The 20013-nt window shown below is 61.3% G+C and carries 19 protein-coding genes; 8 read left to right on the top strand and 11 right to left on the bottom strand.

What is annotated here, in order from left to right; genetic code table 11:
• Nucleotides 1-214 precede the first annotated feature (214 nt).
• Nucleotides 215-1300, top strand: coding sequence for a LacI family DNA-binding transcriptional regulator (locus HFO99_RS27005; RefSeq protein WP_222364705.1), 1086 nt, complete (start codon nt 215-217; stop codon nt 1298-1300).
• Here HFO99_RS27005 and HFO99_RS27000 read toward each other — a convergent pair.
• Genes HFO99_RS27000 through HFO99_RS26980 form a run of 5 tightly spaced genes read right to left on the bottom strand, consistent with a single transcriptional unit; the run spans nt 1287 to nt 6402 of the window.
• Nucleotides 1287-2030 (bottom strand): ABC transporter ATP-binding protein, encoded by a 744-nt coding sequence (locus HFO99_RS27000; RefSeq protein ID WP_222364704.1) that lies wholly within the window; start codon nt 2028-2030, stop codon nt 1287-1289. The genes HFO99_RS27005 and HFO99_RS27000 overlap by 14 nt on opposite strands.
• Nucleotides 2027-2872, bottom strand: a complete 846-nt coding sequence (locus HFO99_RS26995; protein WP_033182597.1) for an ABC transporter ATP-binding protein — start codon at nt 2870-2872, stop codon at nt 2027-2029. Before HFO99_RS26995 ends, HFO99_RS27000 begins: the two co-directional genes overlap by 4 nt.
• Nucleotides 2859-3761, bottom strand: coding sequence for an ABC transporter permease (locus tag HFO99_RS26990; RefSeq protein WP_222364703.1), 903 nt, complete (start codon nt 3759-3761; stop codon nt 2859-2861). Before HFO99_RS26990 ends, HFO99_RS26995 begins: the two co-directional genes overlap by 14 nt.
• Entirely contained in the window at nt 3758-4786 is a 1029-nt protein-coding gene (locus HFO99_RS26985; RefSeq protein ID WP_222364702.1) for an ABC transporter permease, read from the bottom strand. The genes HFO99_RS26990 and HFO99_RS26985 overlap by 4 nt, the downstream gene beginning before the upstream one ends.
• Nucleotides 4787-4806: 20 nt before the next feature.
• Nucleotides 4807-6402: an ABC transporter substrate-binding protein gene (locus HFO99_RS26980; protein ID WP_222364700.1), complete on the bottom strand. Its 1596-nt coding sequence runs from the start codon at nt 6400-6402 to the stop codon at nt 4807-4809.
• 134 nt (nt 6403-6536) lie between these two features.
• Between HFO99_RS26980 and HFO99_RS26975 the strand changes: the two genes are divergently transcribed.
• The 3 genes from HFO99_RS26975 (at nt 6537) to kdgD (ending at nt 9246) form a co-directional block, all read left to right on the top strand.
• The gene (locus tag HFO99_RS26975) at nt 6537-7247 is read left to right on the top strand and encodes a FadR/GntR family transcriptional regulator (protein ID WP_018069616.1); all 711 of its coding nucleotides are present in this window, start codon (nt 6537-6539) and stop codon (nt 7245-7247) included.
• A gap of 65 nt (nt 7248-7312) precedes the next feature.
• Nucleotides 7313-8287, top strand: a complete 975-nt coding sequence (locus tag HFO99_RS26970) for a mannonate dehydratase (protein ID WP_222252935.1) — start codon at nt 7313-7315, stop codon at nt 8285-8287.
• A 32-nt stretch (nt 8288-8319) separates the two neighbouring features.
• Nucleotides 8320-9246 carry a 5-dehydro-4-deoxyglucarate dehydratase gene (kdgD, locus tag HFO99_RS26965; protein ID WP_222364698.1) on the top strand — a complete coding sequence of 309 codons (927 nt, stop codon included), beginning with the start codon at nt 8320-8322 and terminating at the stop codon, nt 9244-9246.
• 178 nt (nt 9247-9424) lie between these two features.
• On the opposite strand, the gene HFO99_RS26960 is transcribed toward kdgD, so the two are convergent.
• The 4 genes from HFO99_RS26960 to HFO99_RS26945 form a co-directional block, all read right to left on the bottom strand.
• Nucleotides 9425-10498, bottom strand: coding sequence for an ABC transporter ATP-binding protein (locus tag HFO99_RS26960; RefSeq protein ID WP_222364696.1), 1074 nt, complete (start codon nt 10496-10498; stop codon nt 9425-9427).
• 22 nt (nt 10499-10520) lie between these two features.
• Entirely contained in the window at nt 10521-11369 is an 849-nt protein-coding gene (locus HFO99_RS26955) for a carbohydrate ABC transporter permease (protein ID WP_003539503.1), read from the bottom strand.
• Nucleotides 11362-12300, bottom strand: coding sequence for a carbohydrate ABC transporter permease (locus HFO99_RS26950; protein ID WP_018069623.1), 939 nt, complete (start codon nt 12298-12300; stop codon nt 11362-11364). The genes HFO99_RS26955 and HFO99_RS26950 overlap by 8 nt, the downstream gene beginning before the upstream one ends.
• An 84-nt stretch (nt 12301-12384) precedes the next feature.
• Nucleotides 12385-13689 carry an ABC transporter substrate-binding protein gene (locus HFO99_RS26945; protein WP_222364695.1) on the bottom strand — a complete coding sequence of 435 codons (1305 nt, stop codon included), beginning with the start codon at nt 13687-13689 and terminating at the stop codon, nt 12385-12387.
• Between the two features lie 202 nt (nt 13690-13891).
• Between HFO99_RS26945 and HFO99_RS26940 the strand changes: the two genes are divergently transcribed.
• Genes HFO99_RS26940 through HFO99_RS26930 form a run of 3 tightly spaced genes read left to right on the top strand, consistent with a single transcriptional unit; the run spans nt 13892 to nt 16897 of the window.
• Nucleotides 13892-15091, top strand: coding sequence for an ROK family transcriptional regulator (locus HFO99_RS26940; RefSeq protein WP_017994023.1), 1200 nt, complete (start codon nt 13892-13894; stop codon nt 15089-15091).
• A 45-nt stretch (nt 15092-15136) separates the two neighbouring features.
• A complete protein-coding gene (locus tag HFO99_RS26935; RefSeq protein WP_222364693.1) occupies nt 15137-16237 on the top strand; it encodes a Gfo/Idh/MocA family protein in 1101 nt (366 codons plus the stop codon).
• An 18-nt stretch (nt 16238-16255) separates the two neighbouring features.
• Nucleotides 16256-16897, top strand: coding sequence for a ThuA domain-containing protein (locus HFO99_RS26930; protein WP_222364687.1), 642 nt, complete (start codon nt 16256-16258; stop codon nt 16895-16897).
• A 184-nt stretch (nt 16898-17081) separates the two neighbouring features.
• Here the strand turns inward: HFO99_RS26930 and HFO99_RS26925 are convergent, their stop codons facing one another.
• Together HFO99_RS26925 and HFO99_RS26920 are read right to left on the bottom strand one after the other, a co-directional pair.
• On the bottom strand, nt 17082-17558 hold the full coding sequence (locus HFO99_RS26925; RefSeq protein ID WP_222364685.1) for a DUF2938 domain-containing protein: 477 nt from the start codon (nt 17556-17558) through the stop codon (nt 17082-17084).
• Nucleotides 17559-17669: 111 nt separating this feature from the next.
• Entirely contained in the window at nt 17670-18194 is a 525-nt protein-coding gene (locus HFO99_RS26920) for a MarR family winged helix-turn-helix transcriptional regulator (RefSeq protein WP_222364683.1), read from the bottom strand.
• Between the two features lie 44 nt (nt 18195-18238).
• Between HFO99_RS26920 and HFO99_RS26915 the strand changes: the two genes are divergently transcribed.
• Complete coding sequence (locus HFO99_RS26915; protein WP_222335293.1) at nt 18239-19735, top strand: FAD-dependent oxidoreductase; 1497 nt, start codon at nt 18239-18241, stop codon at nt 19733-19735.
• The last annotated feature ends 278 nt before the right edge of the window (nt 19736-20013 follow it).

The following is a 20013-nucleotide window of genomic DNA, read 5'->3' as shown; positions in this document are numbered from 1 at the left end:
TGTCGTCCGAAAACCGCTCACACTTTTCGGCATCATGCTCGATCCTTGGTACGCCGGACAAAACGCCGACACATGGATTGGCCCTCAAGCCGCATGTTCAAAGCCTCCCTGCTCTGCCGCTTGCCGCGGACTCCTCAGGCAATGATTGTGCACAGGCAATCCATTTGCGCAATCTGAAAGATTTTTGCATAGTAGCTGCCAGCGAGGAGATGACATGGCGGCGGAAGAGAAAAAAGGCAGGCGCACGCGCCTCGACGACATTGCCGCCCGATGCGGCGTCTCGATCAGTACGGTGTCGCGTGCGCTGGCCGGCGAAAAGGGCGTCAGGCCGGAGATCCGCAAGCTGGTGCTGGATACGGCAAGTGCGGTCAGCTACGCCCTGCCGGCAAGCGTTGCCGGGAAGAAGGTCATGCTCGTTGCCTCCGGCGCGGCGATGATCGACTATGTCCGCAACCAGTTCACGCTCTATGTGCTCGAAGGATTGAATGCGCGCGCCGCCGCCCTCGGCATCGAACTCGCGATGCGCCCCGTCGCCGACAAGGGGGATGAAGCCCGCGTCGTCGCCGAGATGCGTGACGATCCGAGCTTCGGCGGCATGCTGATCCTGACCGTCGATGAGGAGGATATGCTGGCCGCGGCCGCCGATCTCAGAAAGCCCGTGGTGCTCGTCAACAGCGACGATCCCTATATGCGGCTTTCGAGTGTGACGCCCTGCAACCGCTCGGCCGCCTTCATCGCCGCCGAGCGGCTGATCAAAACCGGGCATCAACGCATCCTGTTCATGCTGAGGCCGGGACGACGAACGATCGAACGGCGCCTCGAGGGCTGGCGCGATGCCCTGCAGCATCATGGGCTGACCGCCGATACCGATCTGGTGCTTGAGGTCGACGACTGGCTGCCGGAACTTGGCGCCGAAGCGGTCACCCGTCTTGTCCGCGAGAAAGGCCTTTCCTTCACCGCCATCCTGACGGCGGGCGACAGTCTTGCCAATGGCGCGGTGCGCGGATTGCAGGCGATGGGTTATGGCGTGCCGCAGGACATCTCCGTCATGGGCATAGACGACCTGCCGCAGTCGGCCTTTCTCAATCCGCCGCTATCGACGGTGCATATTCCGATGCGCGAACTCGGCGCCACCGCGCTCGATCTGCTGCGCGACATGATGCTCGGCCTTGCGGCCCCACGGCGGCGCGTCGAGCTTGCCTGCCATCTCGTCGAAAGGGGCAGCGTGGCGGCCGTCCGCATCCCGGCCGCAACGGCGCCGCTGAACCATACCGCGATCGAGGACATCAAGCCTCGATAAAACTCGCTTCGAACAGTTCTCGCGCATAGGCATCATGCGTGGTGCCGGCCTGCAGATCCGCTTTGGTGAGTTCATCCACGAAACAACCATTCTTCATGATCAGCACCCGGTCGCACATATGGGCGATGACCGCGAGATCGTGGCTGACGAGAAGATAGGTCAGTCCCTTTTCCTCCCGCTGATCGGCCAGCAGGTTGAGGATTTCGGCCTGGACAGAGACGTCGAGCGCCGATGTCGGCTCGTCGAGCAACAGGATGGGCGGCGACAGGATCAGGGCCCGGGCGATTGCCACCCTCTGCCGCTGGCCGCCGGAAAGTTCGTGCGGAAAACGGTTTGCGAAGCTCGCCGGCAAACCGACCTGGATCAAAGCCCTTTCGACCTTCGACCAGATATCGGAATGGCCCATCGCGCGCAGCGGTTCCGCCAGGGCGGTGCCGATACGATGGCGCGGATGCAGGGATCCGTAAGGGTCCTGAAACACCATCTGGGCAAATTTCAGCTCCTCGCGGGAGCGCTTCTTGCCGATCGGTTTGCCGCCAAGCTCGATGTGACCGGTCCAGCCGGACTCCATGCCGGCGAGGCAACGCAGCACCGTCGATTTGCCGCATCCGGATTCACCGACAATGCCAAGGGTCTCCCCCTGGTTGACCTGAAAACTGATGCCCCTGACGACGTGGTTGCTAGTCTTGCCAGAGGCAAAGACGACATCGAGGTCACGCACATTGATCATTGCGCCGTCTCCAGATCGAGTTTCGTCCTGTCGAGGACTGCAAGCCGGCGAACCGGATTCCTGGGGTCGGGCAGCGCAGCGATCAGCCCGCGGGTATAGGGATGGCGCGCCTCCTCGAGACGGGTCAGCGTTTCCACGATCCGGCCGGCATACATGACGATGATGCGCTCGCAAAAAGCTGCCACCATGCGAATGTCGTGGCTGATCAACAGCAGTCCGGAATTATTCTCGCGCACCAGTTCATCAAGCAGCAGCAGCACGTCCTTGCGGACGCTGACATCAAGCGCCGAGGTCGGCTCGTCGGCGATGACAAGCTTCGGCCGCGCCAGCAGCATCATGGCGATCATCACGCGCTGGCCCATGCCGCCCGATATCTGGTGCGGATAAAGTGCCATGACCCGCTCCGGATCGCTGATGCGCACGCGCTCCAGCATGGCGCGGGCAGCCTCATGCGCCTGTTTCTTATGAAGACCGAGGTGAAGGCGGGCGGCTTCGGCGATCTGCTTACCGATCGAAAGCACCGGATTCAGCGAATAGCGCGGATCCTGCATGATCAGCGCGATGTCCTTGCCGCGCAGCGCGCCCATCTGACGCTCACTCTTTGAAAGCAACGGATCGCCGCTAAGATCCATGCGTTCGGCCGAGACCACCGCGGCCGGCGGCAAAAGGCGCATGATGGCGCGACCTGTCGTCGATTTGCCGGAACCGGATTCGCCGACAATCCCGACGCGTTCGCGCCCGACGTCGAAACTGACATTGGAGACGGCGGGTACGGCGCCTCGGCCGAAACGGACGGTCAATCCTTCGACGGAAAGAACGGGCTGCAGATCACGATCTTGCATGGCGGGGATCCAAAAGGTCGCGCAGAGCATCTCCGGCGATGTTGAAGGCAAGGCTGGTGAGGAGGATGGCGATACCCGGCATCACGGCAACCCACCAATAGTCGAGCATGAACTTGCGGCCGCTGGAGATCATCGCGCCCCATTCCGGCGCCGGCGGCTGAGCGCCAAGGCCGAGGAAGCCAAGCGAAGCCGCCGTCAGAATGATACCCGCCATGTTGAGCGTCAGGCGAACGATGACGGAGGGAACGCACATCGGTGCGATATAGAGGAGAAGAATGCGCATCGGCGAGGCGCCATAAAGGCGGGCGGCGACCACATAGTCGGCGTTTCTGACGACAAGGGCCTCGGCGCGCGCGAGTCTCGCAATCGGCGGCCATGCGGTCAACGAGATCGCGATGATTGCTGTGGTCAAGCCCGCGCCGAGTGCCGCAGCAAAAGCCAAAGCCAGGATCAGCGACGGGAAAGAGAGAACGATGTCTGTCGCGCGCATCAGCAGCGCATCGGTGCGCCCTCCGAAGAAACCGGCGACGACGCCGATCAACAGGCCGATCGGGCCGACGATCAAGGAGATCGACAGCACGGTCTGGATGGTGATGCGCGTGCCGAAGATGAGGCGGCTCAAGATGTCCCGGCCGAATTCGTCCGTGCCTGCCAGGTGCGCGAGGCTCGGCGGCTGCAAGGCATCGCCAAGCGACTGTATGACCGGATCGTAGGGCGCCAGGAGCGGCGCGAAGATCGCGATCAAACAAAGCAGACCAAGGATGACGAAACCGGCAAGACCAAGCGGCTCGTGGGCCAATTTGCGGCCGGCGCGTGCAAACGAAGCCGCGATACGGGTCGACACACTTGGAGGGCGGATCTGGATTTCGCTGCGGATGACATCGCTCATCGGGCCGCCTCCCGCATGCGCGGATCAAAGACGGCGTAAGCGACGTCGGCCAGGAAGTTCAACAACATGAAGATGAATCCCACAATAATGGTGCCGGCGACGATGGCGTTCATGTCGCCGATCATCAGGGCGTTCGTCATGTACTGGCCAATGCCTGGCCAGGAGAAAACGATCTCGGTCACGACAGCGCCTTCGAGCAATCCGCCATAGGAAATGGCCAGGATGGTGATCAGCTGCACCGCAATGTTCGGCAGGACGTGGCGCCAGATCGTGCCGAGCGGGCTCACACCCTTGGCTCGGGCCGCAATGACATAATCCTGGCTCAACTGCTCCAGGGTGAAGCTGCGTGTCATACGGGTGATGTAGGCCATCGCCGCATAGGCGAGGATCACGGCCGGCAGAATGATATGGCCGAGCGCATTCCAGAAGATTTCCGTCTCGCCCTGCAGCAGGCTGTCGACCAACAACAGCCCGGTTTGCGGCGTGACGAGGCCTTCGTAAAACACATCGATCCTGCCCGGCCCGCCGACCCAGTTGAGGCCGGCATAAAAGATGACGAGCCCGACGATGCCGAACCAGAAAACCGGGATCGAATGACCGACGAGTGCCACCACCCGAGCCGTCTTGTCGATGAAGCTGTCGCGAAAGAGTGCTGCGACCAGCCCGAGCGGGACACCGACGAAGGTCGAAATGATCACCGCCAGCGTCGCGAGTTCAAACGTCGCCGGAAAGGCTTGAGCGAGGTCGGAAGAGACGGGATTGCCGGTAAGGACGGCAGTGCCGAAATCACCATGCGCCAAGCCATTCAGATAGAGGAAAAACTGCTGGTAGATCGGCAGATCGAGCCCCAGACGCGCCCGCATCGCCGCATAGGCAGCGGGATCGGCGAGCTCGCCGACGATTGCGCCGACCGGATCGGTGGGCAGAATACGGCCGATCACGAAGGTCACACATAAGAGGATGAACAGGCTGACCAGCAAATGCGCCAGGCGTCGGCCAAATTCGGCTACGGAGAGTTCCTTCATGATCGGCTGTCCTGGGAGTATTACTGGGTTTCGACCTTGGTCACGTTTTCGAGACGCGTCAGCTGAGACGGGTGGCCGACATATCCCTCGACCTTGGTGTTGAGGACGATCGGCTCAAAGCGCTCGAAGAGCGGAAGCACTGCCGGCTTCTGTTCGACGAACATCTTCTGCATCTCAACATAGAGTTCGCCCCGCTTCTTGGCGTCCGGCTCCATCGATGCTTTTGCCGTCAGGGCCGTCAGCTCCGGAATGTCCCAGCCCGAACGCCAGACGAAATTGCCGGCATTGTTGGCTTCCTTCGAGTTGTCGGGATTGGAGGAAAACTGCTCCATCGAACCGAGCACGTTCGGCATATAGGCGCTGGTCTGCGGGATCAGCAGATCGAAGTCCCGGGCGCGATGGGCGGCGATGATTTCCGAGCCGTTGCCCTGCTGGATGTCGATCTTGATGCCGACCTGAGCAAGCGATGCCTGGATGGCGGTGGCCAGATCGATGCGCGGCGTTTGCGCGATGGTCTTCAGCGTCAGCGAAAAGCCGTCCTTGAAGCCAGCCTCGCTCAGCAGTTGCTTCGACTTCTCGACGTCGAGATGCCAATCGGGGTTCGGGATGGCAGATTCGAAATTCTCCGGAACGGGTACGTTTCTGGCCCGGCCGTAAGGGCCCATGATGGTCTTTTCGATGCCTTTGTAGTCGATGCCGTAGGCGATGGCTTCGCGGACCTTCGGATTAGCGAGGTATTTGTTGCCGGCATTCATCGACAGCACGTAGAAGCCGCCCGTCGGAATGCGCTGGATGGCAAAGCCCTTCTTGCTCTGGAATGTCGCGAGATCCGATGCGGTCAGGGCGCTGGCAATATCGATATCGCCGCGTTCGAGCATCAGCCGTTCGACCTGGCTTTCAGGCACATGCCGGACGATGACGCGACGCATCTTCGGCGTGCCGGCCATATAGTCCTTGTTGGCATCAAGGATCACCAGTTCGTTCGGAGACCAGCGATTGAGGGTGAACGGACCGGAGCCGGCAGAATGCGTTCGCATCCACGCATTTCCGTAGTCGTTATCGACGGCGTGGCTCTCGACTTCGACGCTGTCGACCACGCTGGTCGTCGTCGTCGTCAGCCGATAGAGCAGAAGCTCTGCCGTCACCTGGTCGGAGAGATCGATCCGCACCGTCTGATCGTCGACGGCCTTGACGAGCTTTTCGACATTGTCCTTGTCGTAGCCGACGCGCTTGAGGTTGGCGGCCGCGGCCTGGTCCATCTTCAGGAGCCGCGCCAATGAATAGACGACGTCCTTCGAGGTGACCGGGTTGCCGGAGGCGAAGTTGGCCTTGCGCAGCGTAAAGGTGATGCCCTTGTCGTCGATCTTCCAGCTTTCCGCCAGCTGCGGAAGGATCTTACCATCAGCCGTACTGGCGACCAGCCGATCGTACAGATTCGACATGATCTCGACCGCCTTGCCTTCGGTCGCTTGCTGCGGATCGAGCGACAAAACCTGGGCCAGCGAAGTGCCAATCACCAACTGGTCCTGCGGCGTGGCGGCCTGCAGCTGCGCTGCCGATATCGTCAGGGCGCCGATGACGGCACCGACGAACAAGCTCTTAGAAAAATGCTTCATTGTCACTCCTCCCTGGATTACTATAGGAAACATATTATGTCGTCCGTATGTCGTATTATGATTTAACGAAGTCCGATAAGATTGACAAGTCCCGGGCGACAGAGACTTGATGCGAAGGGATTGGGGGAGCCGAAATGACGACACTCAGCCGGGGCCGGCAAAGACTGGCGCAACAGGTTATCGATCAGCTGCGGGCGCAAATCGAAACGGGGAAGCTGCGCGTCGGCGACCAGCTGCCGACCGAGCCGCAGCTTGAAGCGACATTCGGCGTCAGCCGCACCGTGGTGCGCGAGGCGATAGCCGATCTGAGGTCGGCTGGCTTCGTCAAGCCGATCCAGGGCAAAGGCGTCTTCGTCGCGGATCCGAAGGCGCATTCGATGCTTTCCTTAACACCAGTGGAAATCAAGAGCATTCCGGAAACCCTTGAATTGCTGGAGTTTCGCATGGCCGCCGAGGGTGAAGCGGCGGCGATCGCCGCCTATCGCCGCACCGCCGAGCAGGAAGCGGCGATCCGCGAAGCCAACCGCAGAATGGCAAACCTGATCGAGACAGGACAGCAGACGGTCGAGGCGGATTATGCATTTCACATGGCAATCGCCGCCGCCACGAACAACAGATTCTACGTTGCCGTCTTGCGCCAGTTCGGCCCAAAAGCCATCCCCCGCGGCCAATTTCCGACGCTTCCCGAGGCCAATGACCGCGACTATCTTCAGAAGGTCTATGCCGAACATGTTGAGATCCTGTCAGCGATCGCCGACCAGGATCCGGAGCGGGCGAGACAGGCAATGCGGGCGCATATGCTGGCCAGCCAACGCCGTTATCGCATGCTCGCAGAGCAGCAATAGGGCTCGACACTCTTGGAAATTCATATTATGTCATATGACATTGGATAATTTTGAAAGAGACTCAAATGTATCTGGGAACACAGGTCGCCGCGCGGGACGACGACGATTATCGTATCTTCGCGCAATTGGGCGTGAAGCATATCAATGCCGACCCGCCGGGGAAGCCGAGCAGCTGGACGCTCTCCGATCTCGAGCGCCATCGCGACAAGGTCGAAAGCTTCGGCCTGATCCTCGACATGATCCAGTTGCCGCTGCCCTCGCAGCCGATCGAGAAGGCTTCCTATCCCGATATCCTGCTTGCCGGCCCCGATCGCGACAGACAGATCGACGCCGTCTGCAAGCTGATCGAGAATACCGCCACCGCAGGCATTCCTGCGGTTAAGTACAATCTCAACCTGATCGGCATTCCCCGTACGCCGGATGAACCTGGACGCGGCGGATCGCTGAATGCGAGCTTCCGCTGGGGCAAGACGGATCAGCAGGCTGAGCCCGGCCTTGCCGGCGTGCTTTCCGAGGACGAAAACTGGGAACGGATCGATTATTTCCTGGAACGCGTCGTTCCTGTCGCTGCAAGCAACCGCGTCCGGCTCGCCTGCCATCCGCACGATCCCTATACGCCGCCGGGTTATCGCGGCGTCACGCGTGTGCTGGGTACGGTGGAGGGCCTGAAGAAGTTCGTGCTGATGCGGGAAAACCCCTATCACGGCCTCAATTTCTGCCAGGGTTCGATCGGCGAGATGCTGGAAAATCCCGGCAAGGAAATCGACGATGTCATCCGCTGGTTCGGCCAGCGCGGCAAGATCTTCAATGTTCACTTCCGCAATATTCGCGGCGGCAAGCTGTCCTTCATGGAGACCTTCCCTGAAGAAGGCGACATGGACATGGTCCGCTCGGCCAGGATCTACAAGGAGGTGGGCTTCAAATACATGCTGATGCCCGACCATGTGCCGACCGTCAGCGGCAAGGATCCAACCGCCACCGCATTTGCCTTCTGCTACGGCTATATCGCCGCACTTCTGCAAGTGCTCGACAGCGAGTGACCCGGTTTTCAACACCTAAGAAATAGGACTTCATGATGAACCCGATTGAATTGAAGAAGGCCGTCGGTAGCGGTCTCCTGTCGTTTCCGGTTACGCATTTCGACGATCAACTCAAGCTCGACGAAGCGAAGTACTGCCGCCATGTCGAGTGGCTTGCAGGTTATGACGCTGCTGCACTGTTTGCCGCCGGCGGCACCGGTGAATTCTTCTCGCTTAATCCGGCCGAGATTCCGCAGGTGATCCGGGCCGCCAAGGCGTCGGCCGGCAAGACGCCGATCATTTCGGGAACCGGCTACGGCACGTCGCTCGCCATCGAGATCGCAGTCGCGGCCGAGAAGGCCGGCGCGGACGGGCTGCTGCTGCTGCCGCCCTATCTAATGTTTGCCGAACAGGCGGGTCTCATCGCCCACGTCAAGGCGGTCTGCCAATCGGTCGGCATCGGCGTCATCGTCTATAACCGCGACAACGCCGTCCTGACCGCCGACAGCATCGCGCGTTTGGCGGAGGAATGCCCGAACCTGATCGGCTTCAAGGACGGCGTCGGCGATGTCGACAAGGTGATCGAGATTACCACCCTGCTTGGCGATCGTCTCGTCTATGTCGGCGGCATGCCGACCCACGAGGTTTATGCCCAGGCCTATTTCGCGGCAGGCGTGACGACCTATTCATCGGCCGTTTTCAACTTCGTACCAGCGCTTGCCCAGCGCTTTTACGGCGCCTTGCGCACCGGCGATCAAGCAACCGTCGATGAGATCCTGAAGGGCTTCTTCTTCCCCTTCGTCGCCTTGCGCAACCGCAAGAAGGGATACGCCGTCTCGATCATCAAGGCCGGCCTTCGCGTCCTCGGGCAGAACCCAGGCCCCGTGCGCCCGCCTCTGACGGATCTTACCCAGGAAGAGCTCGCGCTGCTGGAAAAGATCGTCCAGGCCAACGGCATCACACGGATCGCGGCGGAATAATAGGTCGAAATGGAAGACGGCAGGGTGCCTGCCGTCTGCAGACGACCCGGACCTCCGCATGGGGCCAGGAGCATGCCGAGACCTCTCGACTCCCTCTTCTCCCCGAGGGGAGAAGAGGATATGCCGCACCCTCTCCGGTTCCCGTTCGCCGCCGCAAATCGGGGGCAAACCGCCCCGCCTACAGCGCCACTCCGGTGCCGCGATCAAACACGTGCACCTGATCGCTGGTGATGCTTGCCTCGAAGACGGCGCCGTAGCGGACGGGGTATTCGCCGTCGACGATGGCGGTCACCTGCTGGCCGGCGAGGTCGAAGACGACATGGGTCTGAGCGCCTGTCGGTTCCACCAGCATCGTCCGGCCGGCGAGCGGCGTGCCGGCGGCGACGCCTGGAATGAGATGTTCGGGGCGCAGGCCGATGGTGATGGCCTGGCCGACCTTGACCTTGCGGTCGGGCGCGATGCGGATTGCCGTGCCGTCGCTGAGACGAGCAGCAGGCCCACCATTTTCGCCGTCCACCGTGCCTTCGAGCATGTTCATCGCCGGCGATCCGATGAAGGCGGCGACGAAGAGATTGGCGGGTTTCCTGTAGAGTTCGAGCGGTGTTCCCTGTTGCTCCACCCTGCCCTGATTGAGCACAACGATGCGGTCGGCAAGCGTCATCGCTTCGATCTGGTCGTGGGTGACATAGATCGAGGTCGTCCTGACCTTCTGGTGCAGCGTCTTGATTTCCGAGCGCATCTGAACGCGCAGCTTGGCATCGAGGTTGGACAGCGGCTCGTCGAACAGGAAGACGGCGGGATTGCGCACGACGGCGCGGCCCATGGCGACGCGCTGGCGCTGGCCGCCGGAAAGCTGGGCCGGCTTGCGGTCGAGGAGCTCGGCGAGATCCAGCATGCGGGCGGCTTCGGCCACCCGGGCCTCGATCTGCGGTTTCGCAACGCCAGCGAGCTTCAGATTGAAGCCCATGTTTTCAGCAACGGTCATGTGCGGATAGAGCGCGTAGGATTGGAAGACCATGGCGATGTTGCGTTCGCGCGGCGTCATGGCGTTGACGACCTTGCCGCCGATGGCGATCTCGCCATCGGTGATCTCCTCGAGGCCGGCGATCATTCTGAGCAGCGTCGATTTTCCGCAACCGGACGGGCCGACGAGGGCGACGAATTCGCCATCCTCAATATGAAGAGAAATGCCGTGGATGACGTCGACGGCGCCATAGGTCTTGCTGATATCGGTGAGTTCAACGGATGCCATGATTGCACTCCAACGGTTCGGCTCAGGACTTCACGGCGCCGGCGGTCAGACCGGCGATGATGTGTCTTTGGGCGACGAAAAAGACGATGATGGTGGGAAGGATGGTCAGCGTGATGAAGGCCAGCACCAGCTGCCATTCCGTGCCGTACTCGCCGCGATAGACCATGATGCCGAGCGGCCAGGGATATTTCGATTCCGAATTCAGCATGATCAGCGGCAGGATGTAGCTGTTCCAGCTGCCGACGAAGGAAATGATACTGACGGTGGCGACGATCGGCCGGGAAAGCGGCAGCGAGATATGCCAGAAGAAGCGGAGATAGCCGCAGCCATCGACGAAAGCCGCCTGAAACAATTCTTCCGGAAGGTTGCGGAAATAGTTTCGAAACAGCAGGATGCTCATGCCGAGACCGAAAGCCACCTGCGGCAGTACCACACCCCAATAGGTATCGAGCAGGCCGAGATCGCGGATGCGGATGAAGAGCGGCAGGATCGCAGTTGCCGCCGGAAACATCAGGCCGAGCAGGAAATAATTGAGCAGGAACGACGATCCGAAAAACCGGACATGGGCAAAGGCGAAAGCCGCCATGGACGAGACGATCAGCGTCAGGAGGACGGTGAGCGACGCGATCACCAGCGAATTGCCGATCTGCAGCCAGTAGCGTTCACCGAAAAGAATATCGGTATAGTTCGCCCATTGCCACTCCGTCGGCAGGCCGAAGGGATTGGTGCGCAGGTCGCCCAGCGTCTTGAAGCCACCGAGTGCGGTGGTCAGCAGCGGCACGAGCACGATTGCGGCAATCAGGCTCAGCGACACGTAGAGATAGACGCGTGTTGACGTGCTCATGCGGATGGAAGAACTCATATCAGTCATGGCGCATGAATATCCTTTTGTAACCGAAGGCGAGCGTCACGCAGATGATGAAGAGCACCACGCCGACGGCACTGCCAAGACCGACCTGCATGCGCATGACACCGTAGGTGTAGAGGAAGGTGACCATCGTCTGGGTGGAGTTGGACGGCCCGCCGCCGGTCAGCGGCATGATCATGTCGAAGAGCTGCAGCGAGCCGACGACGGCAAAGAAGATGGAAAGACGCAAGGTCGAGCCGAGCAGCGGCAGCGTGACGTAACGGAACTTCTGCCAACCGGTGGCGCCGTCGATTTCGGCTGCCTCCAGCACGCTCTTGTCGACGGATTGCAGGCCGGCGATGAACAGCATCATGTGGAAGCCGAAATATTTCCAGACGATGACCCCAAGCACGGCATAGATCGCCACGTCCTTGTCGGCGAGCACGTAAGGGTTGGCGAAGCCGAAGAAGTTGGAAACGGCGGCAAACAGGCCATAGTCGCCATCATAGACGAAGCGCCAGATAAGGCCCGCGGCAACGTCGGCCAGCACATAGGGCAGGAAAAAGATGAGGCGGTAGCCGACGACACCCGGAATGCGGTGCGCCAGCATGGTCGCCAGCCAGATGGCAAGCGGCACCTGGATGCAGATCGAGATGACGATGATCAGGCCGTTATTGATCAGCGCCTGCGTGAAGGCCGCATTTCGAAACAGAACCTGGAAATTGCGCAGCGCGATGAACTCGGTCGGCGTGCCGTAGCCGTTCCACTTGTAGAGGCTGTACCAGGCCGCCTCGCCCATCGGCATGATGACGAAGAGCGTGAAAAGCAGCAGCGCCGGCGGCAGGAAGATCAACAGCACCGCCAGCCGGTCATGGGCGACCGAGCTCTTGCTGTTTGCGGCTCTTTTTGCCGGCCTGGCGGCCGTGGTTATCGATGGGACTGAAATATTGGCCATGGGTCCTGCTTTCGCATCTCGTCGGCAGCAATGCTGGCGCTCCGGATTTTAGCGGAAGCGCCAGGAAGGGTCTGCAGGCGCTGGTTATTGTTCCAGTTCGAAAGCGTCCTGGATCATCTGGGCGCCGTCCTTGGAATTCATCTGCCCGGAGACGATTTCCACCGACACGTCGTTGACGACACGGCCGACCGCGGCACCCAGATCCTGGTCGAAATAGTTCTGATGCCAGGTCGAACCGGCCAGCTGTTTTGCCGATTCGGCAAGCAGCGGGTTGGTGACGCCGTCGCCGGCGCCGACGGCAACGGGCAGAAGCATGCCTGATTTGGCCATCGCCCGCTCATTGTCCGCATTGGTGAGGAAGGCGAGGAAATCGAGCGCTTCCTTGGATGCCTTCTTGGTAACGGCCCAGCCGTTCAGGCCGCCGAGCGTATCGGTCGGTTTGCCGGCGCCGCCATCAACCGCCGGGAAGGCGAAACGGCCGATATTTTCGGGTGCGAGACCCTTGCCGTCACCGGCATTCTTGCGCTGGTTGGCCTCGGTATTTTCAAAGCCGAGGATGATTGCGGCCTTGCCGTCACCGAAAACGCCGAGCGCCTGCGGCCAGGTCGAGCCGAGATAGCCGGGCTGGAACGGTTCGATCTTTCCAAGTTCGCCGAGGTCGTCACCAGCCTTGATGATTGCGGGATCGAGGAAACCTTCGCCCTGGCCGGTCTTTGCCGCTTCGAAGACCTTCTGGCCGCCTTCGCGCATGACGAGATAGCTCCAGTAGAAGTGGATCGGCCATTTTTCACCGCCGCCGCCAGCGATCGGCACGATGCCGGCCGCCTTGATCTTCTTCACGGTGCCCAGAAAATCAGCCCAGTTCTTGATGTCTTCGGCCTTCACGCCGGCCTTGGCAAACAGCTCCTTGTTGTAGAAAAAGCTGACCAGACCGACCTTATAGGGAACAGCCCAGGTCTTGCCTTCGAATGTCAGGCCGCTGACCGAAGCCGGGCTATAGGCGCCGCGCAACTTGCCGCCATCGGCATCCAGCGCCGGCGTCACATCCTGGAGCGCGCCGGTCTCGGACTGCTGCTTCAAGACGCCACCGCCCCAGCTGAAAAAGAAATCCGGCACGTCGTCCGACTGCAGCAATGTCGGAAGCTTGGCCTTGAAGGCCTCGTTTTCGAGAAACTGCATCTGGATATCGACGTCGGGATGCTGGGCTTCGTATTTCTTGACGATGTCTTCCCAGGCCGCGACATATTTCGGGTCGAGCTCGAGATGCAGCCACTTGACGACCGTCGTCGCCGAAGCGGCACCTGCTCCGGCCAGCAACATGCCGGCGGCCGCGGCCATGGATGCGATACGCCTGCCGCTAGAAGCGGCGCTCTTGAACCTAAAAGTCATGATTTTCCTCCCGGGGGGCTATCCTCACAATTTTTCCCCTATGCGGATTAATTCAACGGAGCTTTGGCATATTGTCAACCCAATGCCTCTATTTTTTATCAAATGCGCTTGACAGGACCACAGAATTCCCGGCTATTTATTTCGTAACCCGTTAAAACTATTTGGGTTCCGCCCCAACGAAACGCTCGCCTGGCTAGTTCCCATGAAGACCGCAGATCCCGAATTAATGCGCGCGATCAATCGCTTGAACGTGCTCGATACCATCAGGCGCCATGGTCCGATCTCGCGGATAGAGATCAGCGAGCGTACCGAACTCTCCACCACGACCGTTTCGGCGATCACCGCCTCGCTGCTCGACGACGGGCTGATCCTGCCGCGTCACGAGGGCGATATCCGCAATGAGGCTGTGCGCGGACGGCCGCGGGTGATGCTGGAGCTCAATCCCGATGCGGCCCGCGTGGTCGGCGCCAAGATCGCCGCCAACAGGATGGTTTTCGTCGTCACCAATTTCCGCGGTGACGTGCTGTCGAAGCTTGCCTTGCCGATCCGCATCGACCGGCAGCCGATCGGCGTCATCGCCGATCTCGTCGAGGATGGTGTCCGGCGCTGCGTCGTCGATGCCGGGCTTTCACTGGAGGATGTCGACAGCGTCTGCCTCGGCTTTCCCGGCGTCATCGAGCACCGTACCGGCTATATCAGAAGCAGTCCGATCTTTCGCGACACCAATGTCAATTTCGCCGCCGAAATGTCGACGCGGCTGGCAACGCCGACCATTGTCGAAAGCGACGCCCACGCCATTACGCTTGGCCATCACTGGTTTGGAAAGGCGCGCGATCTCGAAGATATGGTGCTGATTTCTCTGGAGCAGACACTGGGTCTCGGGGTCCTGCACGGCAACAGCCTGTTTCGCGGTGCCGGCGGCCTCAGCCACAATCTCGGCGACCTGGTGCTCGGCATGGGACCAAATGGCGTCGTCCGGCTTTTCAGCCAGGCCGGCGAAAGCGCGATCCTCGGAGAACAACAGGCTGACGGGCGGTTTGCCGAGGCGATCCGTCTCGGCCGCGGCATGAACCATGCCCAGGCGCTGATCAAGGCCGATGACGACCGGCTGATCAGTGCCGCCATCCGCGCCGGCGAAGCGGTCGGTTTGACCATTGCCAATATCGTCACGCTGTTTGCGCCGCCGCGGGTCATTCTTGTGGGGTCGAGCCTGGCGCTCGGCGAACCCTTTCTCAACAGCCTGCGCGATGCTTATGCGCTCGCCATTCCGCCGTCGCTGCGCGGGGTGAGCGAACTCGTCTTCGACGATTCGACCGATGATTTCTGGGCGCAGGGTGCCGCTGCGGTGGCGCTCTACGAACTCTACGAATCGCCCTGGAGCACGACAGGGCCGGCGCTCTGACGGGCGGCACAATCAAAATCAATGGCAAGACCAATGGAGGAATTCATGGACAAGGTCGGTATCGGCATCATCGGATGCGGCAATATTTCGGGCGCCTATCTCACTGCGATGGCATCCTTTCCCATTCTCGACATCCGCGGCGTCGCCGACCTCAACCGGGAGCTTGCGGAAGCAAAGGCTGCGGAATTCGATGTTCCGGCAAAGACGATCGAGGCGCTTTTCGCCGACCCCAAGGTCGAGATCATCGTCAATCTGACGATCCCGAAGGCCCATGTCGCCGTGGCGTTGCAGGCGCTCGATGCCGGCAAGCATACCTATTCGGAAAAGCCGCTCGGGATTAATTTCGCGGAAGGGAAAAAATTGGCGGAGGCCGCCAAGGCGAGGAATCTGCGCATTGGTGCTGCCCCCGACACCTTCCTCGGCGGCGGCCATCAGACGGCGCGCGCCCTGATCGATCAAGGCGTCATCGGCCAGCCGGTCGGCGGCTCGGCGACCTTCATGTGCCCAGGTCATGAGCGCTGGCATCCGAACCCGGCCTTCTTTTATGAAGTCGGCGGCGGGCCGATGCTGGATATGGGCCCCTATTACATCACCGATCTCGTCAATCTTCTCGGATCGGTTTCACAAGTTGCGGGCTTTGCGACGACACCGCGCGCGGAACGGCTGATCACCAGCGAACCGCGCAATGGCGAGCGTATTCCCGTGGATGTGCCGACCCATGTCACCGGCATGATGGCCTTTGCCAACGGCGCGGTCGTCCAGATCGCCATGAGCTTCGATGTCGCCGGCCACAAGCATGTGCCGCTGGAGGTCTACGGAACCGAAGGCACGCTTATTGTTCCCGATCCCAACAAGTTCGCCGGCCCGGTGGAATATCTGAAGAAGGGCGGTCCGTTCGAGGAGCAACCGGTCACCGCGCCCTATGCCGACGGCAACTACCGCTCGCTCGGCGTCGCCGACATGGCGCATGCGATCCGCTCCAACCGGCCGCACCGCGCTAATGGCGACCTGGCGCTGCATGTGCTCGAAGTCATGGAAGCATTCCACACCGCCGCCGCGACCGGCCGAACGGTCACGATCACCACGGCGACGGAGCGCCCTGCCCCGCTGTCCGATTCCGTCGTCGACGGACGGTTGGCGAAATAAGTTTCAGGAGGAAAGACTATGCGTGAAGCACTGATCGTCTGGGGCGGCTGGAGCGGGCATGAGCCGCAGGAGTGCGCCGAAATCATCAAGACCATGCTCGAGGAGGACGGCTTCAAGGTCTATCTCGAACACGGCACCGAGGCGCTTGCAGACCCTTCCGTTCATGATCTCAGCCTCGTCGTGCCGATCATGACGATGTCGAAGATCGAGAAGGAGGAGGTCAAGAACCTCGCGACCGCGATCGAAAGCGGCGTCGGTATCGCCGGCTATCACGGCGGCGCGGGCGATGCCTTCCGCGAATCCGTCGACTACCAGTTCATCATCGGCGGCCAGTGGGTCGCTCACCCCGGCAACATCATCGACTATACCGTCAATATCACCCGTCCCGACGATCCGTTGATGGAGGGTATTGCCGATTTCCCCTACACCTCAGAGCAATATTACATGCATGTCGATCCGTCGAACGAGGTCCTGGCGACGACGAAATTCACCGGCGAACACGCCTACTGGATCGACGGCGTTGTCATGCCCGTCGTCTGGAAGCGGAAATACGGCAAGGGCCGGGTCTTCTATTCCTCGCTCGGCCATCAGGCCAAGGAATTCGACGTTCGCCAGATGAAGACCATCTTCCGCCGCGGCGCCAACTGGGCTGCGCGGTAGCCGAGGCTGTTCGGTTCGTGGGTATCCAAGAAAGGCCCCTCTCCAACCCCTCCCCACAAGGGGGAGGGACTAACCCGGAGCGCCCACCTCGTTCTTCTTGAAACGTCGCAGATCTGGAAAGCGGGTGCGGCAGTTTAAGCCCCTCCCCCTTGTGGGGAGGGGTTGGGGAGGGGTTTGGCTGGTCTCAGCCAATGATCAACGCCGTCCCATAAAGCCCCAGCGCAAACACCGTATGAGCCAGCAGATTGAAGCAGCGGACCTTGTTCGGGGTCGGATGTTTGGCGGCGGCCCAGCCTATGCCGAGGCCGGGCTGCAGCAGGAACCACCCTGCCCCGACGGTGACGATGCCGAAGATCCAGGCGGGAAGAAATGTCGGGGCCGCCAGCCAGGCCGAGCCCATGATGATGGCGAAGATCACCCCATAGAGGATGCCGACGGCGTAGTGGCTGATCCAGCCGAGCGCCAGCTCATGGGCATAGGGCTCGGCGTCGGCAATGCTCTCGTGAAAGACCTTGCCGCGGCCGAGGTGCCAGAACCAGCGTCCCACAGGTGCCCAGTTGGGCGCCGACTGGCCGAACTGGGTGAGCAGGATCGCCCAGAGGTCCATGAGGATGGTTGCGCCGGCGCCGATCACTAGGCCGCGCCACAGAATATCGAACATTGGGAATCACCGGAAAACGTTGCGATTGCAGGACGCTACAAGAGCATCGCGGAGACGCCGGCGCAATGGCTCCGGTGAATTCAAAGGCCACATAGGGTAAGGATTCCGATGCTAATCCGGCTGCGGTCCGCCCTCGCCCTGCGTTTCTCCCGCGCCATTGCCGATATCGCCACTGATATCCTCCGCAAACTTCCGCATCAGCCGCACGAGTTCATTGAAGTCGTGTTCGTCCCAGCTCTCGAAGATGGCGCGGCCCATCCGCTCGCGGGCGACATCGATGCGATCGGTCATTGCCTTGCCCTTCGGGCTGATGACCGCCTCGCGCACGCGGCGGTCGGCGGCATTGCCGCGGCGCTCCACCAGATCGAGACTTTCGAGCTTGGCGACCTGGCGGCTGACGGTAGTGTAGTCGCGCCCGGCGCGGTCGGCGAGTTCGACCACCCCGATGGGGCCGAGCCGTTCGATCGTGACCAACAGCGGAAACAGCGCACGATCGAGCGAAATCCCCGCCTCGCGGACCATCTGCTCGTCGCGCTGCGGGCGGTTCATGACGCTGACGATCTCGATCAAAGCCCCATGCAGTTCGCGCAGTTTTTCGCTGATATGTGTAGTTTGCACATTCTTTGTTGACGCCATGCCGATTCTCCTATTATGTGCATAATACACGTATGGAGACATCAATGACAGAGAATTCCACAGTCGACGTGCTGATATCAGGCGCCGGGGCTGCCGGCCTGACGCTCGCGATCGAGCTGGCGCGGCGGGGCGTGTCCTTCCGCCTGATCGAAAAATTGAACGACCCATTCCACGGTTCGCGCGGCAAGGGTATTCAGCCGCGAAGCCAGGAGGTGTTCGAAGATCTCGGCATTCTCGACAGGATCGTCGCCCAAGGCGGCGCCTATCCTAGGCAGCGGGAATATCGCGATGACGGCAGCGTTAGCGAATCCGACGCCGTGATGGGTGGGGAGCCGACGCCGGCCGAGCCCTATCATCTTCCGCTGATGGTGCCGCAGTTCCTGACCGAAGGGGTAATGCGAGAGCGCCTGCTCGAGCTTGGGCATCGCCCCGAATTCGCCAGCGAACTCATCGGCTTTGAACAGGATGAGGCGGGCGTGACTGCGCGGCTTAAGGGCACATCCGGTGAAGAGACCATCCGCGTGCGCTGGCTCGTCGGCGCCGATGGCGGCCGCAGCTTCGTGCGCCATGCGCTGGATATCGGCTTTCCCGGCAAGACGCTCGGCGTGCGCGCCATGGTCGCCGATGTCATTCTGACGGGATTGGATCGCGACGCTTGGCATCGCTTCGGCGATGGCGACATGCAGCGGCAGATCGCCATTTGCCCGCTCGCGGGGACGGATCTGTTCCAGATCCAGGGACCCATCCCGCTCGAAGGCGAGGTTGACCTTTCCGCGGCAGGCTTGACCGCTCTGGTGAAGGAGCGCACCGGCCGCGACGACATCGAGGTCCAATCGGTCTCCTGGGCGTCAGCCTTCCACATGAACGCCCGGCTTGCCGATCGCTACCGGCTCGGCCGCGTGTTCCTGGTCGGCGATGCCGCCCATACGCATCCGCCGACCGGCGGACAGGGTCTGAATACCAGCGTGCAGGACGCCTATAATCTCGGATGGAAACTGGCTGCGGTTACTGCCGGCGCCCCCGATGCGCTGCTCGACAGCTATGAGGAGGAGCGCCGCCCGGTCGCCGCCGCCGTGCTCGGTCTGGCGACCAATCTTCTCGACGCCATGAAGCGAGGCGATATGCGGCGCGGCCGCGATGTGCATCAACTCGATATCGGCTATCCCAATTCCTCCTTCGCGCTGGAAAAGCCGGAGCGGAGCGCCGGTCTGCTTGCGGGCGCTCGTGCGCCCGACGCGCCGCTCAAAGGTGTCGCCGGCCAGCCGACGCGCCTGTTCGAACTGTTCAGGGGGCCGCACTGGACGCTGCTCGGCTACGAGGCCGAGCAAGCCGCCGTGCCGCCGCGCCCGGGCCTGCATATCCACAGGATCGGCGAGCGCGGAGATCTCATCGACGAAGGCGGGCATTTCCATGATGCCTACGGTCTGGCATCGGGAGATTGGGTGCTCGTGCGTCCGGACGGCTATGTCGGCGCTATCATTGCGTCCGGCGAAGTCTCAGCGCTGGAAGCGTATCTCGCAAAAGTCGGCCTTGCTGCGTAAGTGGCAACTAAAAGCGCCACGGTGTCCCTCGCGCGCCTGAAAACAGGTGTGAGTGCCGTAGGCAATCGCCACGCCGAGTAGCGCGCTTTCGTTTGCTAGCCGCCGCACAAGACCCAAGAGAGCCTCATCCTGAGGCGCGTAGGCCATAGGCCGAAGCCTCGAAGGACGAGGCGGGTGTTCGGCGCAAGGTGTGAGATGGCAGAGAGCAGCGTTGCGGCAGGTCCTTCGAGGCTCCGCCCAATAGGCTACGCGCCTCAGGATGAGGAGCGTTGGAGGAT

It is taken from the genome of Rhizobium leguminosarum, from assembly GCF_019798305.1.
In the GTDB taxonomy this organism is placed as follows: Bacteria; Pseudomonadota; Alphaproteobacteria; order Rhizobiales; family Rhizobiaceae; genus Rhizobium; species Rhizobium leguminosarum_U.
Note: the sequence above shows the minus strand (reverse complement) of the source record. Positions and strands in the feature narration are given on the sequence as shown.